This window comes from Acetomicrobium sp. (assembly GCF_059026225.1).
In genome coordinates this window covers 1-23,816 of the sequence record NZ_JBWQOQ010000001.1, presented here as the reverse complement: position 1 = coordinate 23,816, position 23,816 = coordinate 1, and the positions used below count along the sequence as shown (strand labels likewise).

Sequence of the window (23,816 nt, the reverse complement as noted above, 5' to 3'; positions counted from 1 at the left end):
TAAATACTAAACAAAGGCCTGCCACGCGATGTCCCTGCGATAATGGGCATCCTTAAAATGGATGGAAGAAACGGCGTGGTAGGCCTTTTCTTTTGCATCTTTTAAGTTATCGGCCAGCCCTACTACCGTAAGGACCCTTCCTCCCTTTGTAAGAAATTTACTTTCTTCTTTTTTTGTGCCCGAATGAAACACGATGACATCATCTTTGTCTTTGAGTCCATCCAGCCCCTCGATTGGATAACCCGTTTCGTATTTTTCGGGATATCCTCCCGAGGCCATCACGACACCGACGGCGCTTCCATTGACGGTTATTTCATCTAATTCATCGAGAGTGCCGCGGCAGCATGACAGGAAAAGTTCGCCCCAATCAACGTTGCATATGGGGAGGACGACTTGTGCTTCAGGATCCCCGAACCGCACATTATACTCGAGCACGTAGGGATCGCCATCGTGTATCATGAGTCCGGCGTATATGGTTCCGGTAAAATTGATATTATCGGCTTTCAATCCTTGTACAGTTGGTCTTATGATTTCATTCTCGATTCTAGCTTTTAGGGCCTCGTTTACTTGGGGTAGGGGAGCGTAAGCTCCCATCCCGCCCGTGTTTGGTCCCTCATCGTTGTCAAAGGCCCTTTTATGATCCTGACTCAAAGGGAGCATCTTATAAGAATTCCCATCGGTTATGGCCATGGCCGTTAGCTCGTAGCCTTTTAAGAAGTCTTCTACTATGACGATTTGTCCCGCTTCGCCCAACTTTCCTTCCACTAACAACTCGTGCGCGGCTTTTAAGGCACTGGACAAGTCCTCAACCACGAAGGCGCCTTTCCCGGAAGCCAATCCATCTGCCTTTATTACAAGGGGCGGTGTGCGCTTTATGAGGGCTGATTCGGCCTCATCGTAACTACTGCATACGTCAAATGCGGCACTCCGTATGTTGTGCCTTTTCATGAATCTTTTCGCAAAAACTTTGCTTCCTTCGAGCATGGCGCCTGACTTACCGGGCCCGTACACCAAAATACCTGCTTTTTTTAAAGCATCAGCGACCCCCGCGACCAGAGGAGCTTCAGGGCCTATCACGACCAGATCGACCCTTTGATTTAAGGTCAAATCCAAAACTTGACTTTCATTCAAGGGGTTTATGGAAAAAACGTCACATACGTCCGAGATGCCACCGTTACCGGGGGCGGCTATCACTTCCGAGACCCTTTTTGATTTTTTAAGCGCGTAAACGAGGGCATGTTCCCTCCCCCCGCTTCCTAAGACTAATACTTTCATCTTTTAAAAGACCTCCCCTGGAGTTCAATGGCGAAAGGTTCTTGCCTTCGTAATCAACATCGGCATTTTATGCTTTATGCAAGCGCTTTTTACCTCTTCATCGCGTTTTGAACCGCCTGGTTGAAGTATGAGAGAAATGTTTGCCCGGGCTGCAAGTTCAATGCTGTCAGGAAAGGGAAAAAAACCGTCTGAGGCCAAAACGGAGCCCTTTGACTTTTCACCTGCGTGTCTTATGGCCCATTCAACGGCGTCAACGCGGCTCGTAAAACCCGATGCTATGGCCACCGTAGCGCCATCCTTTGCCAGGGCTATGGCGTTGCTTTTTGCCAAAGCGGCAGCCTTCCAGGCTACCAAGGCGTCATGTCGTAGATCCAACCTTTTTTCTCCTACCCACTCGCCGCCTTCAAAATCGACTTCAGGGGGCATGACGTCTTTTTGTGCCAAGAAACCAAAGGTGGTTTTGGTCAGTCTCAAATTATCATCGTGGTTTGGGCCGAAGCGAATTAGCCTTAAATTTGGCCTACGGTCCTCGAAGACTTTTAAAGCCTCGGTCGAAAAGGAAGGAGCTACGATTAACTCATAAAATTTAGCGGATACCTCAAGTGCCGTGTCTTCGTCAACCACTCGGGTAAAACCTATTATGCCACCGTAGGCTGACACAGGGTCTGAAGCAAGAGCGCCTTCGTAAGCTGATATCAAGTTTTTTCCCATGGCCATACCGCAAGGTGTCGTATGTTTGATTATTATGCACCCCGGGGAGTCCTTTAAAAGCAATATGCCTTTTACGGCAGCGTCAGCGTCCAGCAAATTATTGTAAGACAACCTGCTTCCTCCCATTTGTTCAAAAGAAATGTCCATTATGGGATGTTCGTAAAGGGCAGCACTTTGATAAGGGTTCTCGCCGTACTTAAGATCTGCGGCCTTTTTTAAGGGGATGGGGTAAGTATGGGGAAAAAGCTCTTCATCTTCCATGGCCTTTTTCAATGTAGAGTGAATTATAGAGTCGTAAAGGGCAGTCTCTGCAAAGGCCTTCAATGCAAGTTTCTGGCGCGTTTCAAGCGACACGTTGCCAAGGCGCGCTAATTCGTCAGTTATGACATCGTAATCTGTCGGGTCGGTGACGATCGTCACGTAACGGAAGTTTTTAGCTGCTGCCCTTATTAACGTCACGCCTCCTATATCTATGTTTTCTATTAAGTCTCCTAAATCCGCTTTTTTCTTCGCAACTTCTTCAAAGGGATATAAGTTGCATACAACTATATCGATCAAGGGAATACCCCATTTTTCCACATCCGCCAGATCCATTTGGAAGTTTCGTCGAGCCAAAATGCCGCCCAAGACCGAAGGATGAAGCGTTTTTACCCTTCCTCCAAGAATGTGTGGGTAGCCCGACAAGTCAGCGATTTCCTTGACAGGTATGCCCTGTTCTTTGAGGTAGCTTGCCGTCCCTGAGGAGGAAACTATCTCATAATCCAATTCATGAAGCTTTTTTGCCAAAATCTCGACTCCATTTTTATTGAATACAGATATTAGCGCTCTCTTAATATGGTCCTTCAATCGTCATTCGCCTCCCTTTCATCTTAAAGCGTCCTGCAAATAGGTTCTTTAAGGTCTGCCAGTAAAGGTCATGTTCAATCGCATGAATTTTTTCTTCCAGGCTTTCAAGGGTGTCCTCGTCACAGATGCGAACTTCCCTTTGACTTAGAATGGGGCCGTGATCCATCTTTTCGTCAACCAGATGTACAGTGACGCCCGTCACTTTTACTCCATATTCAAAGGCGTCTTTTATGGCCTGTGTGCCCGGGAAAGAAGGCAAAAGAGATGGGTGGATGTTTACGATTCTTTTTTCGTATTTGCCCACGAATGTGGGGGAAAGCATCCTCATGAAACCTGCCAGGACGATCCAATCGACGGAGTCACTTTGGAGTTTTTCATTCAAGACCTTTTCTGCCTGCTCTTTTCCTTCTTCGTAGGGAAGTAAGAGCGTTTTAAGGCCCAGACTTTTGGCCATCATTATTCCATAGGCGTCTTTTTTATCGCTTGCTACGAAACAAATTTTAGCTTCTAAGTCACCCTGGGCGCATCTTTGTGCCAAAGCGAGCATGTTAGATCCCCGCCCTGACAGCAAAATCGCCATATTGGTCAACCTTTGATCACCTCGCCAATGACAAAGTGAGGTTCCTTCAGTCCTTTGAGGACGTCTTCAAGCAAGGAAAGTTCCTTTTTGTCTATGACTAAAACGAAGCCTATCCCTAAATTAAATACCTTTCTCATTTCCTCTTCCTCGACTCCTGCCCTTGCTATAAGATCGTAAATTTTTGGGCGCCTCCAGGAGTTGTAGTCCAGGTATAAAGAAAATTCATCGGGGATGACCCGCAAGATGTTGTCCTTTAAGCCACCGCCTGTTATGTGGGCCATAGCTTTTATTTTGACTTTTTCAAGCACAGCCATCACGATTTTGGGATATAGCCTAGTTGGTTCAAGCAAGACTTTTGCAAGGGACTTTCCTTCGTTTAAGGGGTCAGAGTCCAAGGAAAGCCTCAATCCCTCTTCGAGCAAGGCCTTTCTTACCAGGCTGAAGCCATTGCTGTGAAGCCCGCTTGAAGGAAGCCCTACCAGCAGGTCGCCAACAGAGACATCTTCACCCGTTATTACGCGCCCATCTTCTACCACTCCAAGGGCAAAACCGGCTAGATCAAAACCTTCAGCAGGATATGTGCCGGGCATCTCTGCCGTCTCTCCGCCAAGCAGAGCGCAGCCGCTTTCCTTGCAGGCTTTTGCTATGCCGTAGATAACGGGGTAAAATCTTTGGCTGTCCAGCTTCCCACAGGCTATGTAATCGAGAAAAAATAAGGGTTTGGCACCGCAGGTAATGAGGTCATTTACGTTCATGGCCACCAAGTCTTGCCCGAGACCCTCAAGGTCTCCTGCCTTTTTTGCTATTTCGAGCTTGGTTCCAACGCCGTCGCAACAAGCGGCCAAATAAAGACCTTTTCCTAAGTCGTATAAGCCACTGAAACCGCCAACGCCTGAGACCACGCGACTGTCTTGGGCAATAGAGGCGGCCTTTTTGACGAGCTTCACCCAGTCGTCAGCTGCCTTTAATGACACACCTGCTTTTTCGTAGGTCCACTTCATGGGCATCATTCCTCCATATAATTGCCGCTAAAACAGGCCGTGCAAAGTTCGCTTTCAGGAAGGTTGATGGAGCCGATAAGGTCTTCGATATCAAGGAAGCATAAGGAGTCAGCTCCTATGTGTTTTTTTAGAGTTTCCACGTCCATCTTTGCCGCTGCCAGGTCAGAAGACGTTGGGGTATCTATTCCGTAAATGCAGGGAAATTTAACGGGTGGTGAAGCTATACGCAAGTGAATCTCCTTGGCGCCGGCTTCGCGAAGGAAGCGAAGGGCTATCTTCGAGGTAGTGCCTCGTATGATTGAGTCATCAACGACGACTATCTTTTTGTCCCTTATCAGGTTGTCGATGGGGTTTAACTTGATCTGAACGCCAAGTTCTCTGACGCGCCTCGTGGGCTGAATAAAGGTCCTTCCTACGTATCTGTTCCTTACGATGGCCATTTCGTAGGGCAATTTTGAAGCGAAAGCGTAGCCAAGAGCTCCTATTGTGCCGCTATCGGGCAGCCCTAAGACGAGTTCTCCTTGAGGGCAAGGGCAAGTTTTGGCCAGATTTTGACCCAGCTTTAATCTCACGTCGTATACGGAACGGCCGTCTATGTTGCTGTCCGGGCGAGCCAGGTAAACGTATTCAAAGGAACATCTGAAACGTCTGGTTGTATTCACGCCAATATTTAAGCTTTTCATGTTCCCTTCGTTTATAATTATGATTTCACCGGGCATCACGTCGCGCACATAACTGGCTTTGACGATGTCCAGAGCGCAACTTTCGGAAGCCACGTAGAAAATGCCGTCCCTTTTTCCTATCGTCAAGGGTCTAAAACCCCACGGGTCCCTTGCAGCAACTAAGCTGCCTTCGATCAAGGCGACGATGCTAAAGGCACCTCTGAGTTTGCTTAAAGATTTTATTAGTGCGTCGATAGGCGATAAATTTTGTTCGTGAGCCATGAGGTGCAAGATGACTTCCGTGTCTGTGGCGGATTGAAATATGGCGCCCCTGGATTCAAGGTCGCGCTTTAAGCCTTCTGCATTAGTAATGTTGCCGTTGTGGGCTATGGCGACATGACCCTTAAAATAGGAGGCGTGCAGGGGTTGGGCATTTATTAAACTTGACTTTCCCGCCGTGACGTAACGGACATGACCTATGGCGCATGTGGTCTTTTCTTTTGCGAGTTTTTCCTGGTTTAACGCAGCGTGTACCAAGCCCATCCCTTTTTGGATCTGCAGTTGGGCTTCATTGTCTATCCACGCAACGCCTGCCGATTCTTGCCCACGATGTTGAAGGGCATATAAACCCAAGTAGATATCCTCCAAAATCTGCTCTTTTTTTGGAGTGCTAACGCCAAATATTCCGCACATTCTCCTTTGCCTCCATAAATAACACTATGGCTGGTTAAATTAAATCCCGCGAATATGTCCGTTTTATATTAAATGAATACCTTTATTATTTATAACGGTTCCAATCTCCCGAATCGGATAACCTTTCCATATCTTTAAAAAATCCTCTGTCTTGGCCTCGGGAACCGAATATAAGGCTCGCGGGCCTCCTTCGCCAAACAAAAGCTTTTCGTCGGCCCCTTTAATCTTACATCCAAGCTCTGCCTTAGCAGTCATCCTCATCAAGGTTATAATTAACCCTCCGTGGCCTACGCATCTTCCGCTTGAGGCGGCTTGCAAAACAGCCGTTTTTATGGCACGCTCGCAAAATGCGCGTTCGGCGTCAAAATCAAGGGGTTCAACGGGTCCTGTCAGTTTTCCTTCAAAGATTCGCTGGTAAGCGCTTGCCTGCAGCTGGCCGTCTTTTCCTGCTAAGAACAGTTTGTCCGATACATCGGGATCGTTGCTTTTTAAAAATGTCTTGCCATCAAAGGCACCAACGGCGCATACTGCCGGCGTGGGCAAAATCGCACACTTTGGTGACTCGTTATAAAGACTGACGTTTCCTGAAACAATGGGACAGTCAAGCTCCCTGCATGCTGCGGCCATGCCTTTTACTACTTCAGATATGCTCCAAAAGTTTTCGGGGATTTCGGGAGAAGGAAAATTAAGGCAATCGGTCATACCAAGTGGATATGAACCTGCTACGGCCAGTTTTCTTATTGCCCTGGCGACCGTTTCAGCTCCTCCAGTGAAGGGGTCAACGGCGCACCTCCAGGGATCGCTCGCGACGGCAAGTGCCACGAGCTCATCTATTTCTTTTACGCAAAGGATGGCCACGGGATTTCCCGGCCCAAGCATGGTCCTGCTTTGAGCCGTATAGTCGAACTGTTCGTAAATCCATGATTTGTCCTCAAATTGCGGTAAAGAGTACAAGATATTCGCGAGCCTTGAAAGGTCACCCCTTTCAAGCATGATCGTTTCGTCTTTGGGGTATTTGACTTCAACTTTGACGGGCTCGCGCTTGGGCCATTCGATCTTAGGGCTTGAAGTAAGAAGGGATGCGGGAACGTTGGCCACGATTTCGCCTTTATCCTTTAAGACGTATTTATCTTCCGGGATGATTTTTCCTATAATTTCGCACTCAAGGTTCCATTTGTCGGCCAAGGCTTTTACTTCGTCAAAGTTTTCTTCCTCTATTGCGAGTAGCATTCTTTCTTGAGATTCGGAAAGGGCAATCTCAAAGGGCTCCATATCCTTTTCTCTCAAAGGCACGTTATCCAAGTAAATTTCGGCGCCTGCCCCTGCTTTTGCGGCCAATTCGACGGCAGATGATGTTATGCCGGCAGCTCCCATGTCTTGCATGCTGACGATCAAGCCTTTGTCCAATATTTCAAGGGTGCATTCTATGAGCACTTTTCCGGCGAAGGGGTCGCCCACCTGGACCTGAGGCTTACTTTCCTTTACAGCATCGTCAAGCTGAGTCGAGGCAAAAGCAGCTCCTGCAACTCCGTCACGGCCCGTCTTTGAACCCAGCAACACCAAGACGTTTCCGGGTTTGGATGCACCGGAACTAATAACTTTATCTAACTTTACCAACCCTGCGCACATGGCGTTGACCAAGGGGTTTTCTCTGTAACAAGGATCGTAGTAGGTCAAGCCCCCTACGGTTGGAACACTGGTGCAGTTGGCGTAATTTGCGATTCCTTTTATGACTCCCTCTCGCAAGAAGTTAGATCTTTCATCGCTTGGCGGGCCTAAAAAAAGGCAGTCCATGGAGGCTATGGGGCGAGCTCCCACGGCCAGAACGTCCCTGATGATCCCACCCACGCCCGTAGCAGCTCCCTGGACGGGTTCTATGGCAGAAGGGTGGTTGTGACTTTCCATCTTGAAGGCTATGCCAAAACCCGAACCAATATTTACGATTCCGGCATTTTCTCCCGGACCTTGAAGGACGTGCTTGCCTTCCGTTGGAAAAAGGGCCAGCAAATCTTTGGTGGACTTGTAACTGCAGTGCTCAGACCACATCACGGAGAACAGCCTTAATTCGATATCGTTTGGCTCCCTCCCCAAGGCGTCTTTTATCTGCAGATATTCTTCCTCCCTTAAACCGAAGAAGGTTTCTCTCATTTTTGCATCTCCTTTATTCCCGTATTCTGCGCCAGATTTCTTCGTATGCCTCTAAGACGTTTCCTAAGTCTTTCCTGAATCTATCTTTATCCAATCGTTCACTTGACGAGAGATCCCAAAAGCGGCATGTGTCGGGAGAAATTTCGTCAGCTACATAAACATTTCCATCGTCGTCCGTTCCGAACTCCAGTTTGAAATCTACGAGCTTAATGCCGCGTTCTAGCAAGAATTCGGACAATATCTCGTTAACTTTTATGCTAAGTTGCTTCATCCTTTCTACTTGGGCCTTTGAGGCAAAGCTAAATGCCCTGATGTGATCTTCCGTCACCAAGGGATCGCCAAGCTCATCGTTTTTCAGGTAAAACTCCACAAGTGGGGGATCAAGATTTAAGCCTTCCCGGACGCCCAGCCTTTTGCATAAAGATCCCGTGCTTACGTTTCTAACAACCACTTCCAGGGGAATTATCTTGAGCTTTTTCACGAGTTGGTGGTTGTCGTCCAATAACTTTACGAAGTGGGTGGGGATGTTTTTACTTTGCAGAAGCTCGAAAAAGGTGGCGCTTATCAGGTTTGTCAGTCTTCCCTTGCCTTGTAGAGAGTCTTTTTTCTTTGCGTTAAAGGCCGTTAGCGAGTCTTTGTATTCGAATATCGCAAGGGTTGGATCATCGGTCTCGTAGACTTTCTTTGCCTTCCCCTCATAAATAAGCTTAATTTTATTCATATCATCACCTCATATTCCGTACCAGTGTTTACATTTATGGCATAGATAGCTATAAATGTCAATATATTTGGCTCCATAAAGCATAAAAAGCTAAAAGGGATTTACGCTTGATCTGAACGATTTTTTGGCATCGTATTTTTGTGGTAGACTGAACTACTCCCTGTGATAAGATGATAGAATAAGATTATCTTAATTAAAAGCCTGATTTTTGAGAACTTGCTCAATGTCTAATAATTTTATATTACGATGTAACACCGAAAAGTTTACGGTATCTTGGAGGTGAAGGAGTGATATTGCATGGCTACTGTAGGATGTATACAAAATGGATTTGAAAAAAATCAATCCAGGATCCGCACGACTGTTGAAACTCCTTTCTACGGCAACAACGTCATGTCCGTGGCCTCTGTAAAGGAGGCTTACTATCTCGCAAAAGATAGTCCGGGTACGATAGAACTTTCAGGAATGCCGGTATTTGAAGCAGAAAAAATGGGTTTGCCCGAAGGGGCAAAGGTGTTACTTTTTAACGATGGGGCAGTTGTGGGTCGATGTGCCGCTGCCAGGCGAATCGTGGGCGAGCCTAACGTCAAGGTCGACGAATATGCTACGAAACTTCGGGAGGCAGTTTACGGGACTCGATTTCGCAAGTTATATCGCGCTGAGGCTATCGTAGGATTGCATCCCGATTTCATGATCAAGGCCCACTTGCTTGTTCCCGAAGGACACGAAAACATTTTATATAACTGGATACTCAATTTCCAATATCTCGATGACTGTTACAGCAAGATATATCAAGATTCCAGGGTGTATCCGGAAGGAGACATCTTTATTTTCTCTGATCCGGATTGGCAACACCCGGAACATCCGCTTGGCTTGGCCTTTTTTGATCCAAATCATAACTGTGCTGCCATTTTGGGGTTAAGATACTTTGGGGAATTCAAGAAAGGCACTTTAACTTTAGCTTGGGGTACAGCCGCAAGAAACGGATTTCTTTCCTGCCACGGTGGTTTGAAAAGGCTTAAATTGCATGGCGGAAGAAACTTCGTTATGGCAGTCTTTGGACTGTCGGGCTCTGGGAAGTCCACGATTACCCACGCAACACACGGAGGCAAATACGAAATAACCGTCTTGCACGATGACGCCTTCGTCGTCAATCGCAATGAGGGGTACTCCATTGCTTTAGAGCCTACATATTTCGATAAAACGCAAGATTATTCCATGCACAGCGAGGCGAGCAGGTTTATCGTAACGCTTCAAAATAATGGAGCAAGCATAGGTAAAGACGGGAAGCTTTACGCCATAATGCGAGACTTGAGAAATGGAAACGGGAGGGCGATAAGGTCAAGGTTTTGGTCGCCAAACAGGGTAGATATAATGGAAGATCCAATAAACGCCATCTTTTGGCTCATGAGAGATCCAACTATGCCGCCCGTGGTGAAGGTGACGGATCCATGCCTGGGTTCAACTTTGGGTGCTACGCTTGCAACAAGAAGGACGACGGCTGAAAGGCTTGCGCCGGGGGTTGACCCCGATGCCTTGGTTTTTGAACCCTATGCTAATCCTTTCAGGGTATATCCCTTGAGCGTTGATTACGAAGGCTTCAAAACATTTTTAGCCAGCGGCGTTGATTGCTACATCCTTAACACGGGAGATTTCATGGGAAAAGATATTGAGGCAAAGCTTACCCTTCAAATTATAGAAAACATAACGGAGGAGAAGCCGTGTTTTGTGCCCTGGGATAATTTTTCCGATCTTCAGATCATGCATCTTGATGGCTTCATGCCGGATTTAAGTGACAAAGGGTATAAAGAGCAGTTCATCGCGCGCATGAACGATAGAATTAAGTTTATCAAAGAGAAAGAAACCGAAAGGGGCGGTTTTGATAAACTGCCCCGAGAGACGATAGAAGTTTTGGAGAAGATTCTCGAAGAAGCGTCACATCCAAAGGCAAAATAGCAGGTGTGAAAAACCATGTTTTCCACAAGGGCGTTATATCAACGTGACGATAGGAAGAAGTCTATGGTAGTCACAACTCGGACCACTTTGTAATCGGGTGACCCGGCATCCCTGTCGTTGATGGTGAAATACCCCTGGGTTGCCCTTCTTATTGCGCCAACCTGACATCCCGAATCTCTGGCAAACTGTTCCGCAGCTTCTCTCGCGTTTTTGGTCGCCTCGGCGATCATTTCGGGCTTTATGTCATTTAACTTTGTGAAGGAAAACTGCGCGGAGCTGTCCTCGCCGATGGCAATTCCCGATGATACCAGCTCTCCTGCTTTCTCCATAGCGTGTTTTACACCGGCAACGTTATTCGAGCGAAGAGTTATCCTTGTCACTGCGATGTAACGATATTCTCTCCCTTTGCCGGCATCGTAGTAGGGCAGAGATTGTGTGTCGGTAATTTGTGGGGGCATGCTTGAAATTTCTGACTCAGAAAAACCCATTCCAAGTAAAAAATTATATAGCTTAGCTTTGTTGTCATCTATGTCGTTTTGAAGCTCCTCAAGGTCGTTGGCGGAGTTCCTGAAGGATATGTTCCATATCGCGAGGTCTGCCTCCACGATTCGCTCTGACAATCCCTTAACAGTGACGTAACGTTCCGCCATCTTTATTTCCTTTAAAGCGTTGCTTAAAAAGTAGCTCGAGATTATAAGCCCACAGGCCAGACACAGGCCTAAAGCCAAAAAAGCGATGGTCCTTCGGTCCGTCATTTTTAAATACCCCCTTTTTGTTATTATAACTCGTATCAGGCACCGGCAGCGTTATTTTATGCATCTTTTAGGTGACAGCTACGAATGTTTAGTGTGGGTCAACCTAGGTTAAGCTCGCTTTAGGCCGTTTTGGTGGTGTTATAATTTTCATGAAACGTCGAGAAGTTAACGATGTAGCACGAAATTTAGAAAAGAATCGATATCATTAATTTTGCTGCAATCTCTTTATGAAAAAGGTGATGAAAAGTGACGAACATATTAAGGGAATTTAGTTTCGAGCTGCCTACGAGGATCGAATATGGAGTAGGTGTCATAAGTAAGCTTGGCGATGAACTGAGGCTGCTTAAGGCTCAAAAGGTGGCCATCATCACCGATCCGGGCATTATAAAAGCCGGTTTATTGGACAAAATAACTTCTATCTTGAAGGAAGAGAAACTGCTTTATAACGTTTTTGACGGAGTAGATCCAAATCCGAAGGACCGAAACGTCGAAAGGGGTGCTCAAGTCGTAAGAAGCTTTGGAGCCGACGCGATGGTTGCCATCGGTGGGGGAAGCGTTATCGACTGTGCCAAAGCCATTGGCGTTTTGGTTTCCCACGACGGAAAGAGGATAAAGGATTTTGAGGGAAAGACCGCAGTGAAAAAGCAAATCCTGCCTTTCATCGCCATACCGACGACAGCGGGCACGGGAAGTGAGGTAACCTTTTCGGCGGTCATTACCGACACCGAAAACAATTACAAGATGACGGTCAGAAGCCCTTTTATGGCGGCAAAAGTTGCCTTGCTTGACCCAAAACTGACCGTTACCGTTCCTCCTCATATCACCGCTTCCACCGGCATGGACGCATTGACCCACGCGATAGAGGCTTATACAGTTAAGGTATCCGAACCGGTCAGCGACGCCTTGGCTTTATATGCAATTGAGCTTATATCCAATAATTTGGTGAACGCAGTCAAAAATGGAGAAGATATCGAGGCGAGAGCCTGCATGTTGGTGGGAAGTTTGCTTGCAGGAATCGCCTTTAGCCACTCTGATGTCGGTTCTGTCCATTGCATGGCCGAGGCTTTAGGTGGGGTTTACGACGCACCTCACGGTATTTGTAACGCCGTTTTGTTGCCATACGTGATGGAATACAATGTTGAGTTTTGCCTTGAAAAGTACTCCAGGATTGCGCAAGCTATGGGAGAAGTCTTTTATACCATAGAGGAAGGGGCTATGAAAGCCGTTGAAAGAGTGAAGGAACTGGCGGTAGACGTGGGCCTGCCCTCCTTTAAAAGCCTTGGCGTCAAAGAGGAAGATTTGGAAAAGTTGGCCGATATGGCCGCTAAGAACATTTCCACGGAGAGCAACCCCCGTGAAATGACTAAAGAGGATTATTTAACCCTGTTTAGAAGAGCTATGGCGGATTAAAGCCTACCATTTATGGAAATATCATCGATACCTATGCGGAGCTGATGATTGTGAAGAGCTTAAAAGAAGATGCCTTTAGGATAATAGAGGATTCTATTAGCTCGGTACTGCCCGAAAAGGCAGTGGAACAAGAGTTTAAAAAGCTAGATTTGGGTGACAAGATTTATTTGGTCGCCATAGGAAAAGCTGCTTGGAGGATGGCTAGGTCGGCAAAAGATCATCTTAAAGGCAGGATAAAAGGCGGAGTAGTGATAACAAAGTATGGTCATTCGCAGGGCCCGATAGATGGCCTTGAGGTTTGTGAAGCTGGGCATCCTATCCCTGACGAAAATACCATTAAAGCGACGAAAAAGGCCATAGAATTTGTACAAAACCTTTCTAAGGACGATGCTGTGCTGTTTTTGGTTTCTGGAGGGGGGTCTGCCCTTTTTGAACTTCCCGTGGAAGGCGTGAGTTTGGAGGACATAAAAAATGTCACCGATATGCTTTTAAGATGCGGAGCCAATATAGTGGAAATAAACGCCATAAGAAAGCGGCTGTCTCAAGTAAAGGGCGGGAAGTTCGCTCAGCTGGTTTTGCCTGCCAAGGTATATTCGCTCGTTCTTTCAGACGTCCTAGGTGACAGGCTTGATAGCATCGCCTCAGGACCAGCCTATCCGGATTCCACTACAGTGGGAGATGTAGAGAAAATAATAAAAAAGTACGACTTGGAATTGCCGGATAATATACTAGAAAAATTAAAGGAGGAAACTCCAAAAAGGCTGTATAACGTGGAAACGAGGATTATAGGAAGCGTTTCCAAGGTCTGTGAAAGCGCCGAAAAGATAGCTAGAAAACTAGGATACGATAGCTTAATTCTGACCACCACCCTCGATTGCGAGGCAAAAGAAGCGGGTTTATTTTTAGCTTCAATAGCCAGGGAAGAGATGGAAAAAGAAAGGCCCTTAAAAAGACCATGCGCGATAATCCTGGGCGGAGAAACGATTGTTCGTGTGAAAGGAAAAGGAAAAGGAGGCAGAAACCAGGAGCTGGTTTTGTCTGCCGCTAGAGGCATAAGAAATTACCCAGGAGTTGTGATAGTCTCCGTAGGAACGGACGGAACAGACGGCCCAACGGATGCTGCAGGCGGAATCGTGGACGGACAAACGGCCATAATGTTGGAGGAAGCCGGGATCGATATCGACGATGCCTTAGATGACAATGATTCCTATCATGCCTTGCAGGCCGTTGGCAGCTTGATAAAGACGGGGCCTACGGGCACAAACGTAAATGATTTGATCTTTATATTGTGCGGTGGTGCCGAACTGCATAGTTAAGGTCTGTTAAATAAGCCTGTTAAATAAAAATGGTGGGCGACGCAGGTTTCGAACCCGTGGCGTCTTCCCTGTAAGGGAATTGCTCACCCGGTAAGCTTGTTGCCCACCGCGGTTTTGATTATGAACTGCCATCCCGATATTCCCCCGTCCCTTACTGGACCCACTCGAAATAACTAAGCTAGGTTATATCGTCCGGATGATATGGTATTGATGTATATCTCGCCTATAATCAAAAATTAAGCATTAAACGGCTCCACAATTAAGCCCATGTAAGCCCATGCCTTTTATTGCCATCGCAATTATTAGGCCCTTATCCCATGGCTGTTGGTAAGCAGCCGCACTCGTTTGCAACAAAAATTTTAAATGTTGAAAAACTCATATGCTTTGGTATTATTTACTTATGATATAATCTTTCATCGTTGAGTGTGTATTTATGTGAGTTTTATTATAGAAATGAGCAGTATCGTTAATTCAATACAAGTATTATGACTATGATGCTGTTTCATATTACCCTAAAAGAGTCATAATGGACGATATTATGAATATCTTACATGTATCGACGAATGTTGTATACATCTTGTAAAATAAGATTAAAAATGACCAACATATGAATACTCGTCTTGAAATTGTCACCTATAGTGCAATATCGCAATATGGCATGGATTTCATATGATTGCATGCTATTTGAAAGGTGATGCAAGTGTTTAAGGGGATACAATCGAGGAATTTGTAATAGATAATTTAAGGCAAACCATGTTCGTACTAAAAACAATTTAAATTATAAGGAGGTAGAAAGATGAGCGAGGATGTCCTTAGTGTAGCGAACTCGTTAGGAGTTTGGCTTACGGCTGCTCCTGTAGCAATACTGACTGTAATTCAAGCCTATCTATACTACAAGCAAATTTACAAGACTGCAGATATAGTGGATCTGACCCATGATCAGCTTAAGCTCGCTTTTAGAGCAGGCGCTATAACGGCAATTGGACCTTCGATAGCAATCTTCATCATTATGGTTGGCCTGATGTCAGTTATAGGAGCTCCCATGGCTTGGATGCGCCTAGCAGTTATAGGAGCTGCTCCAACAGAGCTTACGGCAGCAACAGTCGGGGCCGATGCTGTAGGAGTTACATTCGGCGGAGAGGGCTACGACCTTTACGCCATGTCGGTCTCTTGGTGGACCATGGCCATCAACGGTTGTGGTTGGCTTCTATTCGTGGGGCTTTTTGCCCATAAGCTGGAAGCTTTTAGGGAGAAGATGGGTGCTGGCGATCCAGCATGGTTGGCAATATTGACATCTGCTGCCATGATAGGCGTTTTTGGTTACTTAAACGGCCGCAACATAATAGCTTTCAATGGTCCACTGACTGCAGCAATTGTTGGTGGTGTGTCGATGGTTATCCTGTTAAAGGTCGCCAAAAAGGCGAGCTGGCTTAAGGAGTACACGTTGGGTATTGCCATGCTAATTGGCATGACTGTGGCGGCCATTTTATTCTAGTAAATTAACGTGGATGGAGAGGAGGTAAGAAAATGTCGGAGAAAAAAATTGACGATGCGTTCCTTCATGAACATTGGACGCGTCCTGTAGTAAGAATAGGAATGATAACCATGCTTAGTGCTTGTATCTTGAGCTTTCTTCCTTTGGTTTACCTATACATTGTATATGGTGTTTATCCGAAACTGTCAACGGCAATAACAGCCTGGGGGCTTATAGCCGCAGTGTTTGGAGCCATGTACTTCGTAGAACCGATCTCTTACTATCCCATCTTGGGATTGGCAGGCACGTACATGTCGATTTTGAGTGGCAACGTATCTAATCTGAGGTTACCCTGTTCCGCAATGGCTCAAGAAGTTTTGGGGGTTAAGGAAGGGACGAGGCAGGCGGAACTAATAGGCACAATGGGAATTATCGGCTCGATCATCGTAAACTTCGTTGCTGTAACCCTTGCAGCCTTTGTGGGTTATTCGTTGATCAAGTTGTTCCCACCAGCCGTGGCCGATGCCTTTAGAAGTTATACTGCCCCTGCAATATTTGGTGCGGTATTCGGCCAGTTTTCGCTACGACAGCCAGAGTTGGCACCTTTTGCACTGGCGATTCCCATAGCGCTCTTGATTTTCAAAGTGCCCGTTTGGATCATCATACTCGCATCGGTCTTTGGAACCATCGGGATCGCAAGAATATTTTATAAAAAAGGCGTAATTAAGTAACATCCTACGCTTGGAGGGATAAATCGTGGGAAGGTTTGACAGATTGAAGGAAAGGGCAAAGGAGCTTCAGGGTCAGTTCGTGGAGTAGAGAACTTGTCGAATATTTTATGCAATATGGTCCGAAAAACGGCCTTTTAGGCATGATAATTACAACATTGTTATGGGCAGCTGTTTCTGCAGCTAGCTTTGAATTCGCACGTATATTTCGTACTTACGATTACAGAACCTTCTTTAAACAGCTACTTGGAGGTGCTTGGCCCCTTTATGAAATATGCTACATAATATTGCTCTTTATAGTTCTTGGGGTATGCGGTGCCGCAGCTGGAAGCATATTAAGAGATACCTTTAACATACCGCCCCTCGTCGGAGGTGGGGCGTTTTTGTTGCTAATTGCCCTTTTGACGTATTCCGGGAGCAGAGTTATTGCGGTTGCTCTGTCCTGGTGGTCTTTCGTCCTCTATGCGGTTTATATAATCTTTCTAATAGTTGGTTATATAAAATTAAGCGGAACGATCTCGGCAAGCTTCGCTATAGGGGCAGAAAAATCAGGTTGGGCTCTTGGCGGGTTCCAGTATGCTTTTTACAATCTAGGATGCCTGCCTGCGATCCTATTTGCATCGCGGTACATCGAGACGAGAAAAGAAGCCATAATATCGGGTATATTTGCAGGATTACTTACAATTCTGCCCGGACTTTTCTGTTACATTGTCTTGCTTGGAGGCTATCCAGATGTGCTGACTGCTGATGTCCCAATATATCTGACACTCAATAAATTAGGATACACATCCCTTCTTATAGCATATATGGTCGTTCTCTTCGGCACTATGATTGAGACCGGGACAGGTTTTATTCATGCAGTCAACGAGCGTCTAAACTCATACATGCTCGACAAAAAGGGCAAAGAGATCTCAAAGAAACTGCGGGGGATCGTCGGCTTCGTCATGGCTTTTCTGGGTCTTTTGATATCTTCTTTCGGCCTGATTTCTCTTATCGCAAAAGGTTACGGCACTATATCATGGGGATTTTTTATCCTACATGGAGTTGCGCTATTTACTATAGGCCTTTATAAAATAGCAAAGGCAGGAAAAGCCAACGTAGTCACAAAGTAACTAATATTACAGTCATTAAATAAAAAATAAGTATATTTTACATATTATATTAATGAGGAGGCTAATTAAGAGACATGTGGGAAAAGGTTAAGCTATATACGGACAAAAAATTGGATGCCAACTTGCAAATTGTCGAACAGGAAGATAAGTACATACCCAAGGCATGTGGCCTCAAATATTACCCCCTTGTCGTAGAAGAAGCCTCGGGCTCAATCGTAAAGGACGTTGACGGAAATGAATTCATAGACTTCTTGACAAGCGCAGCAGTTTACAACATCGGCCATACGCATCCTAAGGTCGTAGCAGCAGCAAGGAAACAAATGGACCGCGTCATTAACTACACCATGGCCTATTTCTATGAAAAACAACCGATAGAGCTTGCAAAGCGGCTCGTGGAAATAACGCCGGGCAAATTTCCCAAAAAGGTGACCTTTGGATTTTCAGGTTCGGACGGAGTCGATTCCGCCATCAAGGCATCGCGTGCTTACACCGGCAGGCATACCATAATGGCCTTTGAGCATTCGTATCACGGGATGACCTACGGAGCCCTATCCGCAACGGGCATAGTGGACGTCAACGCAAAGAAGCGCTTGGGCACGATGGCCGTGAATTTCGTCGAATTCCCTGACCCTTACAGGAACTCCTTTGGAATCGACGGATACGAACGCCCCGACGAGCTCAGCGATAAGGTTCTTACCGCTATCGACAAAACTATCTCCAATTTGAGCGAAAGGCCGGCCTGCATAATAGTAGAGGCCATACAGGGAGACGCTGGAGTCATAATTCCTCCGAAGGCTTTTTTGAAGGGGCTCAAAGAGCTGTCTGAAAGCTATGGCATCGTCTTCGTCGACGAGGAGGTTCAAGTTGGAATGGGAAGGACAGGAAAGTTATGGGCTATCGAGCACTTCGATGTCGAGCCCGACATGCTCGTCACTGCCAAGGCTCTGGGCGGAGGCTTCCCAATATCAACGGCCGTCGGAAGGGCTGAGATAATGGACAGCGTGCCTCAGCCGTTATTTGTGTTCACGCATATCGGTCATGCGGTGAACGCGGTCTGCTGCATTGGCTGCCATAGAGGTCGTTGACGAAGAAAGGCTCCCCGAACAAGCCATACATAAGGGCAAACAAGTGGTGGAACAATTCAAGGATATGGGCAAGCGCTACCCAATAATAGGCGACGTCAGGGGCATGGGCCTCCTCGTTGGCGTTGATATAGTGAAACCTGGCACCAAAGAACCTGACAAGGACACTGCACAAAAAATATGTTGGCGCGCCTGGGAAAAGGGATTGATACTCATTACCTTCGGCAAGCACGGCAACGTCTTGCGCGTCGCTCCCCCTTGAACATCCCCGCAGACCAATTAAACCGAGCCATGGCCATCATAGACGAATCCATAGGCGACGTCTTGCAGGGCAAGGTGTCAAACGAAGTCTTGCAGTTCATGAGAGGTTGGTAAGTAGCGTTTTCGTAAAAATAATCCTCCAAAGAAAGAGGCGGAATTGGTAAGTCCGCCTCTTTCTTAATGTTAATTATTGCTTTGGAATGCCTGATTCCTCATAGATACGGTTCATAAGCTCCGACCCAATCAAAGACTCCATCTTAGGCCATACTATCTTCCTAACGTGGCTGGCTATGCGATTAAGTTGATTCTGATCCAGCATGACGATAGTCCATCCATATTCATTTTTAAGCTTCTGGCGATATTCCTCGTCCACTTGTTCGGCCTTCTCCCATTGAATCCTGGCCTCCTCCTGGGCGGCCTGGGTTAAGATCTTCTGGTTCATCGGGTGAAAGCTTGTCCCAGATGCCCTTGTTAACGGCAAACCACCAGGTCTCGATGTAGTCGTTGTATTGGATCCATACCTTCTGCACGTCTCTGAATTGCCAGGCCTGGAAGGGCGGGCCTCCCATCTGCCCGTCGGCAATCCCCATCTGCAAAGAAGTATAGACGTCCGCATAGGGGATGGGCGTGGCGATGTACCCCATGGCCTCGTACGTCCACTCGCAGGGCTTAATGGGCATGACACGGACCTTCATCCCCTTGGACACGGTTGGATCGTCATATTTATCTGGCAGCTTGCTCAACGAGAGGCCCGACATGCCCACGGGTAGGACATCTAACGCCTTTATGTTGTGCTTTTCCCACAAGCTTTGATTGACCTTAAACGTCCATCCATCCGGCCCGTAGACCTTTTTTGCCTCATCGAACGTCGTAAACAGATATGGGAAATAGTAAGCCAAATTAAGCTGAGGATCAAAGTTAGCGTTAGCCTGCTGCAATGCCATCTCTATCGTGCCTCGCATGAGCATTTCGAAGATCTCTGTCCAATCGCCCAACACGCCGCCGGAATAGACGTCAATTTTTATCCGGCCGTTGGTGCCCTTTCAAAGACCTTGCGGGCGAATTCCCTTGCGCGAATATCGTAATCGCTGCCTTCGGGATGAACCTGGGCCAATCTCCAGTGATATTGAGGTTCTGCGGCGAAAGAAGGTCGTCCTATGAATGGAGAAGCCATCAATACGAGGATGCCTATCAAAAATAGGACAATAAACCTCCTGATATTCATAACAATCCTCCTCTTTAGGATTTTCAAGAAACTCCCTCGCCAAATAATATTCCCATACTCCTACACTCCTTGTTTAACGCCCATCGCCAGGTTATGTCATATGACCACCTCCTCTGGAGGCCAAGTTCACGTTGTATTACTTTACTCCCATGATTAACCGCGGGAGGAACATAGAAAGCCCAGGCCAATAGGTAGTGAGTATTATCACGGGGAGATTACCCAAAAGCATGAAGACCAAAGCTGTTGGAAAATATTGATTGAACGAAACTTTACCTACACGACCCCCTAAATACAGTATCGGTGCAGTAGGAGGTGTTACATTACCCAAACCCAAATTTGTGCCTAATATCGCTGCAAAGTGAACAGGATGTACTCCAATGCGAATCATCAACGGAAGAAGCAATGGCGCAGCTAACATGGTCCCACTCAAATCATCCATAAGCATCCCTATGATTATAAGGAAGACGTTTACCATTAAAAGGATCACTATCTTATTGTCTGAAACGGAAAGGAGAAAATCTGCTATGATCATGGGGCACCTTTTGCATCGTATATAGGCGCCCTAAAATGGTTACGAAAAATAGCATCAATATTATGACGCCGCTTGTGGTGAGGCATTGTATAGGGACGTGAAAAAGGTCTTCATGTTGAGCTCCCTATACACCCAAAAACCGACAACTTATCAGAATAGGTCACGGCTACCAGGACCGCTTCAGTCGGGGTCGTTGCACCTCCGTAAATAGCTCCAAGTATTATTACCGGAAGCAGCAAGCTCCATAAGCTCCTCCTGGTAGCACGGGCGACTTCTTTAACCTTTTCAAACCCGGGAGCCGGCGGTTCAACCTTGACCGTTGGAAAGTTCCTTTTGACCATGAAGTAGTTAATCACAGAGTAGATCGTCGCCAACATGACTCCGGGGATGACCGTGGAAAGGAAACATGCCGTAACGGAATTCTGCGTAACCCATCCGTACAGTATCATTGGAACGCTTGGAGGTATCAGCTGGCCTAGGATGGCCGAGCAGCTTACCATGGCGGTAGAGTAGTATCTCGGGTAGCCCCTTTCCTCCAACTTCGGGATCATGATCGTCCCGATTGCTGCCACAGCCGATGAAGCTGTCCCGGAGATCGCCCCGAAGATAGCACATGCCCAAATCGTAGCTGCCCCAAGCCCGCCTTTCATGCAACCCAAGATGGAATCGGCAAAGGTCGTGAGTCTTTCAGCTATTCCGCTTGAGCTCATTAGCATGCCCGCCATTATGAAGAAGGGGATCGACAATAGGGTTAGTGAGTTAAGTGCCCTAAAGCCTACGGTCATGAGAAAAGAAAAGTCCGGGAAGAAGACAATTCCCATGTACAAAGCAGCAGCCATAAAACAGAAAGGAACTGGAACTCCCATGATTATGGTTATCATTAGGATGAGGATATCAATGATAATATGCATTATCCCTTGTCCTCCTTCGCCTCTATCGTATCAAACAATTCCTCTTCCATATCCATCGTCACTTGCAGACGGCCTTTTGCCTAGCAGCTGCAACAGGTAATCCGCAAATTCGACAGTGGTATACAGTAACATCAGCACGGCTGATACGAATAGGGCCATTTGAGAGTAAATCATGGGTATCCCCAGGGATGGTGAGCGCTCAAGGGTTTTTGAAGACCAGATTACGTAATTCCATGTCCAGTTGGTCATAATCGCTATCATGATTAACGTAAAAAGGGTTCCCCGGCTTTAACGAAGGCCAGCTTCTTGGGGTTCTTGACGATAACGTTGAGCAAGTCCGCCTTTATTTGGCTCCTCTCCCTCGAGCCATTACACAGGCACCTATGAAATACATCCAAAACCCCAACATTGTGGCCATTTCCTCTACCCCATGATAGGGCTGCTTAAAGACATATCTCAATATGACCTGGATCATGACTAATATGACTATGAGAATAGAGGTAACGAACATAATGGTTCGCTCAGTCTTTGCAAGCAAATTCCAGATAATTAGGCCCATAAACTCCTCCCCCTTCTCTCTGGCAGTAGACAAGAAAATGAATTCAATTGATCTACAGGGCAATCCGCTAAAATATAAAAATTATTCCCTGATCTCACCCCCATGCATATTGCAAATGACCTGATCTAGTGTACTGCTTATGATGCACCGCTAGAAATTCTTTACAGGCAAGTATACCAAATTATCCAGGCTATTCATAGATAGTGATTTAAATCATTTAATCAATATATGCACTCATGGAAATATTTATACCTGCTTGTTTTTATAGATCCTACTTGAGTATAGTCGGATGCTTTATAGTGGAAGTCCCACTTGCCATAACACAGGATGGTAGTTTATAATCAAAACCGCGGTGAGCGACCGCTCAGCGGGAGAGCGCTTCCCTCACACGGAAGAGGTCACAGGTTCGAAACCTGTGTCGCCCACCATTTTTATTGGATTTTCGCTTGAGGAACATGCATATCCTGTATATTAAATAGCCCCGATGCTATGGAGAGGGCACCAGTAATTCCCCATTCGACCAGAGGCGCAAAGTAATTGGCACCACCAAAGACAAGCATATACCACGAGTACGATCCTTAATGCTCATTTGGTATTTCTGAGGCATCAGATAGCCCAACTCAAAAAGGCCCGCTAATGTTGTCGTTCTTACAATTTTTGATGGCCTCAACAACTGTTTCGTACATAAAGGACGGAAACGTCTTAATCGCAGCGGTGACATATCCTCTTCCGGTGCGCACCGCAGACATTACGTCGGTAAAACCACCTCTGACGAGAAGCTCGCCGGGGCTAAGCGTGGTCCCCGAATGGGAAATGATATCGGCAAAACCCTTGTACTTATGATCCTGTATCCTAAATAGACCTGTCAGCCGACCGTTTCTACATGCACACCACATCGCCTCAAGACAACATCGTGGTTGGCAGAGCAGAGAAGACAAAGAATTGCCCTATGGCCTTCCGGTGCCCTGTAATTCCATATTCAGCGGATTCTCCCTTCCAAAAACGCAATCAATGGAGAAAGCTGTAAGTGTTTGGAATTTGATGCTTCCTTTAAAATGGACACAGCTTCATCGAAACGCTCTTCCTGCACAGCAGTTATGTTTACAATTGCCTTTCCCTTGTTAGAACATAAATCGAGGTCACTTTTCGTTATGAGTATCTCGGTTTCCATAAAGAAGCAGGCCTATCCTGTCAAAGACGAACAAAGCCCTTGCCTCTTCGCTGCCCTCGGGAGTAAGCAGCACCCCCTTTCTTCCAAAACGGGTAATGAAGCCGTCTTTTTCCAAATTGGAAAGGTGATAACGAACAGTCCTGTCATCGATGCTAAAGCCACGCCTAGCCAATTGATCTTTCAATTCAACGGACGTCAGCGGATCTTCGGAGAAATAGAGGCTTCTAAGTATCTCAACTACCGTTGGAGGGTATTCCTCCACATTGTTTACCATTGGAATCTCCACTACCATAACCTCCTGATATCCCAGTTGCAAAAACTCATAGCTTTGACAGTTCTTATAAGCATTGTTCATTATAGCGTGTAAAAAGGGTTATGTAAGATAGAAAAAAGTGTTTAAGGGCCACCCCTTCCTCCGGGAAGATGAAGCTTGAACAAATACCACAACCAGGAGAGATTACGGATGACCCGGTACCAGGCCATCATTGATACCAATATGTTGTAACATTTGCTTTCCATAGACGGGGGTTTAGCGAAATTGACGGAGCAAGTTCCAGATCAGGTGCTTAAAGCTGCAAGCCTCAGAGCAATTGAAGATGAAACCTTTTGAAGGGGCCAAAAGACAGGGTAAAGAGACGGTCACAGGGAAATGTCGCTTTACGACCAAGGTAGGCAAGTTAGTTTTAGAGG

At 46.4% G+C, this 23,816-nt stretch carries 26 protein-coding genes and 1 tRNA gene; 9 read left to right on the top strand and 18 right to left on the bottom strand.

Annotated features, from left to right (window positions below; translation table 11 throughout):
• Positions 1-6: 6 nt before the first annotated feature.
• The 7 genes from purD to purC form a co-directional block, all read right to left on the bottom strand.
• A complete protein-coding gene (gene purD / locus AC5SXE_RS00135; RefSeq protein WP_310846594.1) occupies positions 7-1,275 on the bottom strand; it encodes a phosphoribosylamine--glycine ligase in 1,269 nt (422 codons plus the stop codon).
• A gap of 24 nt (positions 1,276-1,299) precedes the next feature.
• Entirely contained in the window at positions 1,300-2,832 is a 1,533-nt protein-coding gene (purH, locus tag AC5SXE_RS00130; protein ID WP_310846591.1) for a bifunctional phosphoribosylaminoimidazolecarboxamide formyltransferase/IMP cyclohydrolase, read from the bottom strand.
• On the bottom strand, positions 2,816-3,412 hold the full coding sequence (gene purN, locus AC5SXE_RS00125; protein WP_310847135.1) for a phosphoribosylglycinamide formyltransferase: 597 nt from the start codon (positions 3,410-3,412) through the stop codon (positions 2,816-2,818). The genes purH and purN overlap by 17 nt, the downstream gene beginning before the upstream one ends.
• Before the next feature lie 5 nt (positions 3,413-3,417).
• On the bottom strand, positions 3,418-4,413 hold the full coding sequence (gene purM / locus AC5SXE_RS00120; protein WP_303883902.1) for a phosphoribosylformylglycinamidine cyclo-ligase: 996 nt from the start codon (positions 4,411-4,413) through the stop codon (positions 3,418-3,420).
• Between the two features lie 5 nt (positions 4,414-4,418).
• Entirely contained in the window at positions 4,419-5,768 is a 1,350-nt protein-coding gene (gene purF, locus AC5SXE_RS00115) for an amidophosphoribosyltransferase (protein ID WP_493916262.1), read from the bottom strand.
• A gap of 63 nt (positions 5,769-5,831) precedes the next feature.
• A complete protein-coding gene (purL, locus tag AC5SXE_RS00110; RefSeq protein ID WP_493916261.1) occupies positions 5,832-7,916 on the bottom strand; it encodes a phosphoribosylformylglycinamidine synthase subunit PurL in 2,085 nt (694 codons plus the stop codon).
• Between the two features lie 13 nt (positions 7,917-7,929).
• The gene (purC, locus tag AC5SXE_RS00105; protein WP_310846582.1) at positions 7,930-8,637 is read right to left on the bottom strand and encodes a phosphoribosylaminoimidazolesuccinocarboxamide synthase; all 708 of its coding nucleotides are present in this window, start codon (positions 8,635-8,637) and stop codon (positions 7,930-7,932) included.
• Positions 8,638-8,934: 297 nt separating this feature from the next.
• On the opposite strand from purC, the gene AC5SXE_RS00100 reads away from it, so the two are divergent.
• Complete coding sequence (locus AC5SXE_RS00100; protein WP_310846579.1) at positions 8,935-10,590, top strand: phosphoenolpyruvate carboxykinase (ATP); 1,656 nt, start codon at positions 8,935-8,937, stop codon at positions 10,588-10,590.
• 38 nt (positions 10,591-10,628) lie between these two features.
• On the opposite strand, the gene AC5SXE_RS00095 is transcribed toward AC5SXE_RS00100, so the two are convergent.
• On the bottom strand, positions 10,629-11,345 hold the full coding sequence (locus AC5SXE_RS00095) for an SIMPL domain-containing protein (RefSeq protein WP_303883048.1): 717 nt from the start codon (positions 11,343-11,345) through the stop codon (positions 10,629-10,631).
• 246 nt (positions 11,346-11,591) lie between these two features.
• Here AC5SXE_RS00095 and AC5SXE_RS00090 point away from each other — a divergent pair, with 246 nt between their 5' ends.
• The 7 genes from AC5SXE_RS00090 to AC5SXE_RS00060 all read left to right on the top strand — a co-directional run bounded on the left by AC5SXE_RS00090 (position 11,592) and on the right by AC5SXE_RS00060 (position 18,729).
• On the top strand, positions 11,592-12,755 hold the full coding sequence (locus AC5SXE_RS00090) for an iron-containing alcohol dehydrogenase (protein ID WP_493916260.1): 1,164 nt from the start codon (positions 11,592-11,594) through the stop codon (positions 12,753-12,755).
• Between the two features lie 50 nt (positions 12,756-12,805).
• Positions 12,806-14,071: a glycerate kinase type-2 family protein gene (locus AC5SXE_RS00085; RefSeq protein ID WP_493916259.1), complete on the top strand. Its 1,266-nt coding sequence runs from the start codon at positions 12,806-12,808 to the stop codon at positions 14,069-14,071.
• Positions 14,072-14,867: 796 nt separating this feature from the next.
• Complete coding sequence (locus tag AC5SXE_RS00080) at positions 14,868-15,566, top strand: DUF5058 family protein (RefSeq protein WP_303881627.1); 699 nt, start codon at positions 14,868-14,870, stop codon at positions 15,564-15,566.
• 32 nt (positions 15,567-15,598) lie between these two features.
• Positions 15,599-16,276: a hypothetical protein gene (locus tag AC5SXE_RS00075; RefSeq protein WP_303881625.1), complete on the top strand. Its 678-nt coding sequence runs from the start codon at positions 15,599-15,601 to the stop codon at positions 16,274-16,276.
• 140 nt (positions 16,277-16,416) lie between these two features.
• Positions 16,417-17,385: a hypothetical protein gene (locus tag AC5SXE_RS00070; protein WP_493916258.1), complete on the top strand. Its 969-nt coding sequence runs from the start codon at positions 16,417-16,419 to the stop codon at positions 17,383-17,385.
• Positions 17,386-17,459: 74 nt separating this feature from the next.
• Positions 17,460-18,470 carry an aspartate aminotransferase family protein gene (locus AC5SXE_RS00065; protein ID WP_493916257.1) on the top strand — a complete coding sequence of 337 codons (1,011 nt, stop codon included), beginning with the start codon at positions 17,460-17,462 and terminating at the stop codon, positions 18,468-18,470.
• Positions 18,448-18,729 (top strand): aminotransferase class III-fold pyridoxal phosphate-dependent enzyme, encoded by a 282-nt coding sequence (locus AC5SXE_RS00060; RefSeq protein WP_493916256.1) that lies wholly within the window; start codon positions 18,448-18,450, stop codon positions 18,727-18,729. Before AC5SXE_RS00065 ends, AC5SXE_RS00060 begins: the two co-directional genes overlap by 23 nt.
• Positions 18,730-18,915: 186 nt before the next feature.
• Here the strand turns inward: AC5SXE_RS00060 and AC5SXE_RS00055 are convergent, their stop codons facing one another.
• The 7 genes from AC5SXE_RS00055 to AC5SXE_RS00025 all read right to left on the bottom strand — a co-directional run bounded on the left by AC5SXE_RS00055 (position 18,916) and on the right by AC5SXE_RS00025 (position 21,955).
• Positions 18,916-19,101 carry a hypothetical protein gene (locus AC5SXE_RS00055; protein WP_493916255.1) on the bottom strand — a complete coding sequence of 62 codons (186 nt, stop codon included), beginning with the start codon at positions 19,099-19,101 and terminating at the stop codon, positions 18,916-18,918.
• A complete protein-coding gene (gene dctP, locus AC5SXE_RS00050) occupies positions 19,073-19,726 on the bottom strand; it encodes a TRAP transporter substrate-binding protein DctP (protein ID WP_493916254.1) in 654 nt (217 codons plus the stop codon). The genes AC5SXE_RS00055 and dctP overlap by 29 nt, the downstream gene beginning before the upstream one ends.
• Before the next feature lie 23 nt (positions 19,727-19,749).
• The gene (locus tag AC5SXE_RS00045) at positions 19,750-19,953 is read right to left on the bottom strand and encodes a hypothetical protein (protein ID WP_493916253.1); all 204 of its coding nucleotides are present in this window, start codon (positions 19,951-19,953) and stop codon (positions 19,750-19,752) included.
• A 136-nt stretch (positions 19,954-20,089) separates the two neighbouring features.
• Positions 20,090-20,485: a TRAP transporter large permease subunit gene (locus AC5SXE_RS00040; protein WP_493916252.1), complete on the bottom strand. Its 396-nt coding sequence runs from the start codon at positions 20,483-20,485 to the stop codon at positions 20,090-20,092.
• Positions 20,486-20,595: 110 nt separating this feature from the next.
• Positions 20,596-21,396 (bottom strand): TRAP transporter large permease, encoded by an 801-nt coding sequence (locus AC5SXE_RS00035; RefSeq protein ID WP_493916251.1) that lies wholly within the window; start codon positions 21,394-21,396, stop codon positions 20,596-20,598.
• A gap of 30 nt (positions 21,397-21,426) precedes the next feature.
• Positions 21,427-21,645, bottom strand: coding sequence for a hypothetical protein (locus tag AC5SXE_RS00030; RefSeq protein WP_493916250.1), 219 nt, complete (start codon positions 21,643-21,645; stop codon positions 21,427-21,429).
• 94 nt (positions 21,646-21,739) lie between these two features.
• A complete protein-coding gene (locus tag AC5SXE_RS00025) occupies positions 21,740-21,955 on the bottom strand; it encodes a TRAP transporter small permease subunit (RefSeq protein WP_493916249.1) in 216 nt (71 codons plus the stop codon).
• A gap of 354 nt (positions 21,956-22,309) precedes the next feature.
• On the opposite strand from AC5SXE_RS00025, the gene AC5SXE_RS00020 reads away from it, so the two are divergent.
• Positions 22,310-22,383 (top strand) — tRNA-Val (locus AC5SXE_RS00020).
• A gap of 192 nt (positions 22,384-22,575) precedes the next feature.
• Here the strand turns inward: AC5SXE_RS00020 and AC5SXE_RS00015 are convergent.
• The 3 genes from AC5SXE_RS00015 to AC5SXE_RS00005 all read right to left on the bottom strand — a co-directional run bounded on the left by AC5SXE_RS00015 (position 22,576) and on the right by AC5SXE_RS00005 (position 23,412).
• On the bottom strand, positions 22,576-22,851 hold the full coding sequence (locus AC5SXE_RS00015; protein ID WP_493916248.1) for an NrpR regulatory domain-containing protein: 276 nt from the start codon (positions 22,849-22,851) through the stop codon (positions 22,576-22,578).
• An 83-nt stretch (positions 22,852-22,934) separates the two neighbouring features.
• The gene (locus tag AC5SXE_RS00010) at positions 22,935-23,126 is read right to left on the bottom strand and encodes an NrpR regulatory domain-containing protein (protein WP_493916247.1); all 192 of its coding nucleotides are present in this window, start codon (positions 23,124-23,126) and stop codon (positions 22,935-22,937) included.
• Positions 23,095-23,412, bottom strand: a complete 318-nt coding sequence (locus AC5SXE_RS00005; protein ID WP_493916246.1) for a winged-helix domain-containing protein — start codon at positions 23,410-23,412, stop codon at positions 23,095-23,097. The genes AC5SXE_RS00010 and AC5SXE_RS00005 overlap by 32 nt, the downstream gene beginning before the upstream one ends.
• Positions 23,413-23,816 lie beyond the last annotated feature (404 nt).

What these genes read in the sequence shown, in the direction of transcription:
- AC5SXE_RS00010 (WP_493916247.1), bottom strand. Translation starts at nt 23,126, where the DNA reads ATGGAAACCGAGATACTCATAACGAAAAGTGACCTCGATTTATGTTCT.
- AC5SXE_RS00015 (WP_493916248.1), bottom strand. Translation starts at nt 22,851, where the DNA reads ATGTGGTGTGCATGTAGAAACGGTCGGCTGACAGGTCTATTTAGGATA.
- AC5SXE_RS00075 (WP_303881625.1), top strand. Translation starts at nt 15,599, where the DNA reads ATGTCGGAGAAAAAAATTGACGATGCGTTCCTTCATGAACATTGGACG.
- purN (WP_310847135.1), bottom strand. Translation starts at nt 3,412, where the DNA reads ATGGCGATTTTGCTGTCAGGGCGGGGATCTAACATGCTCGCTTTGGCA.
- purF (WP_493916262.1), bottom strand. Translation starts at nt 5,768, where the DNA reads ATGTGCGGAATATTTGGCGTTAGCACTCCAAAAAAAGAGCAGATTTTG.
- AC5SXE_RS00100 (WP_310846579.1), top strand. Translation starts at nt 8,935, where the DNA reads ATGGCTACTGTAGGATGTATACAAAATGGATTTGAAAAAAATCAATCC.
- AC5SXE_RS00065 (WP_493916257.1), top strand. Translation starts at nt 17,460, where the DNA reads ATGTGGGAAAAGGTTAAGCTATATACGGACAAAAAATTGGATGCCAAC.
- purM (WP_303883902.1), bottom strand. Translation starts at nt 4,413, where the DNA reads ATGAAGTGGACCTACGAAAAAGCAGGTGTGTCATTAAAGGCAGCTGAC.
- AC5SXE_RS00035 (WP_493916251.1), bottom strand. Translation starts at nt 21,396, where the DNA reads ATGCATATTATCATTGATATCCTCATCCTAATGATAACCATAATCATG.
- purL (WP_493916261.1), bottom strand. Translation starts at nt 7,916, where the DNA reads ATGAGAGAAACCTTCTTCGGTTTAAGGGAGGAAGAATATCTGCAGATA.
- AC5SXE_RS00045 (WP_493916253.1), bottom strand. Translation starts at nt 19,953, where the DNA reads ATGAATATCAGGAGGTTTATTGTCCTATTTTTGATAGGCATCCTCGTA.
- AC5SXE_RS00030 (WP_493916250.1), bottom strand. Translation starts at nt 21,645, where the DNA reads ATGACCAACTGGACATGGAATTACGTAATCTGGTCTTCAAAAACCCTT.
- AC5SXE_RS00040 (WP_493916252.1), bottom strand. Translation starts at nt 20,485, where the DNA reads ATGATCATAGCAGATTTTCTCCTTTCCGTTTCAGACAATAAGATAGTG.
- AC5SXE_RS00095 (WP_303883048.1), bottom strand. Translation starts at nt 11,345, where the DNA reads ATGACGGACCGAAGGACCATCGCTTTTTTGGCTTTAGGCCTGTGTCTG.
- AC5SXE_RS00080 (WP_303881627.1), top strand. Translation starts at nt 14,868, where the DNA reads ATGAGCGAGGATGTCCTTAGTGTAGCGAACTCGTTAGGAGTTTGGCTT.
- AC5SXE_RS00025 (WP_493916249.1), bottom strand. Translation starts at nt 21,955, where the DNA reads ATGGGCCTAATTATCTGGAATTTGCTTGCAAAGACTGAGCGAACCATT.
- AC5SXE_RS00070 (WP_493916258.1), top strand. Translation starts at nt 16,417, where the DNA reads ATGATAATTACAACATTGTTATGGGCAGCTGTTTCTGCAGCTAGCTTT.
- purC (WP_310846582.1), bottom strand. Translation starts at nt 8,637, where the DNA reads ATGAATAAAATTAAGCTTATTTATGAGGGGAAGGCAAAGAAAGTCTAC.
- purD (WP_310846594.1), bottom strand. Translation starts at nt 1,275, where the DNA reads ATGAAAGTATTAGTCTTAGGAAGCGGGGGGAGGGAACATGCCCTCGTT.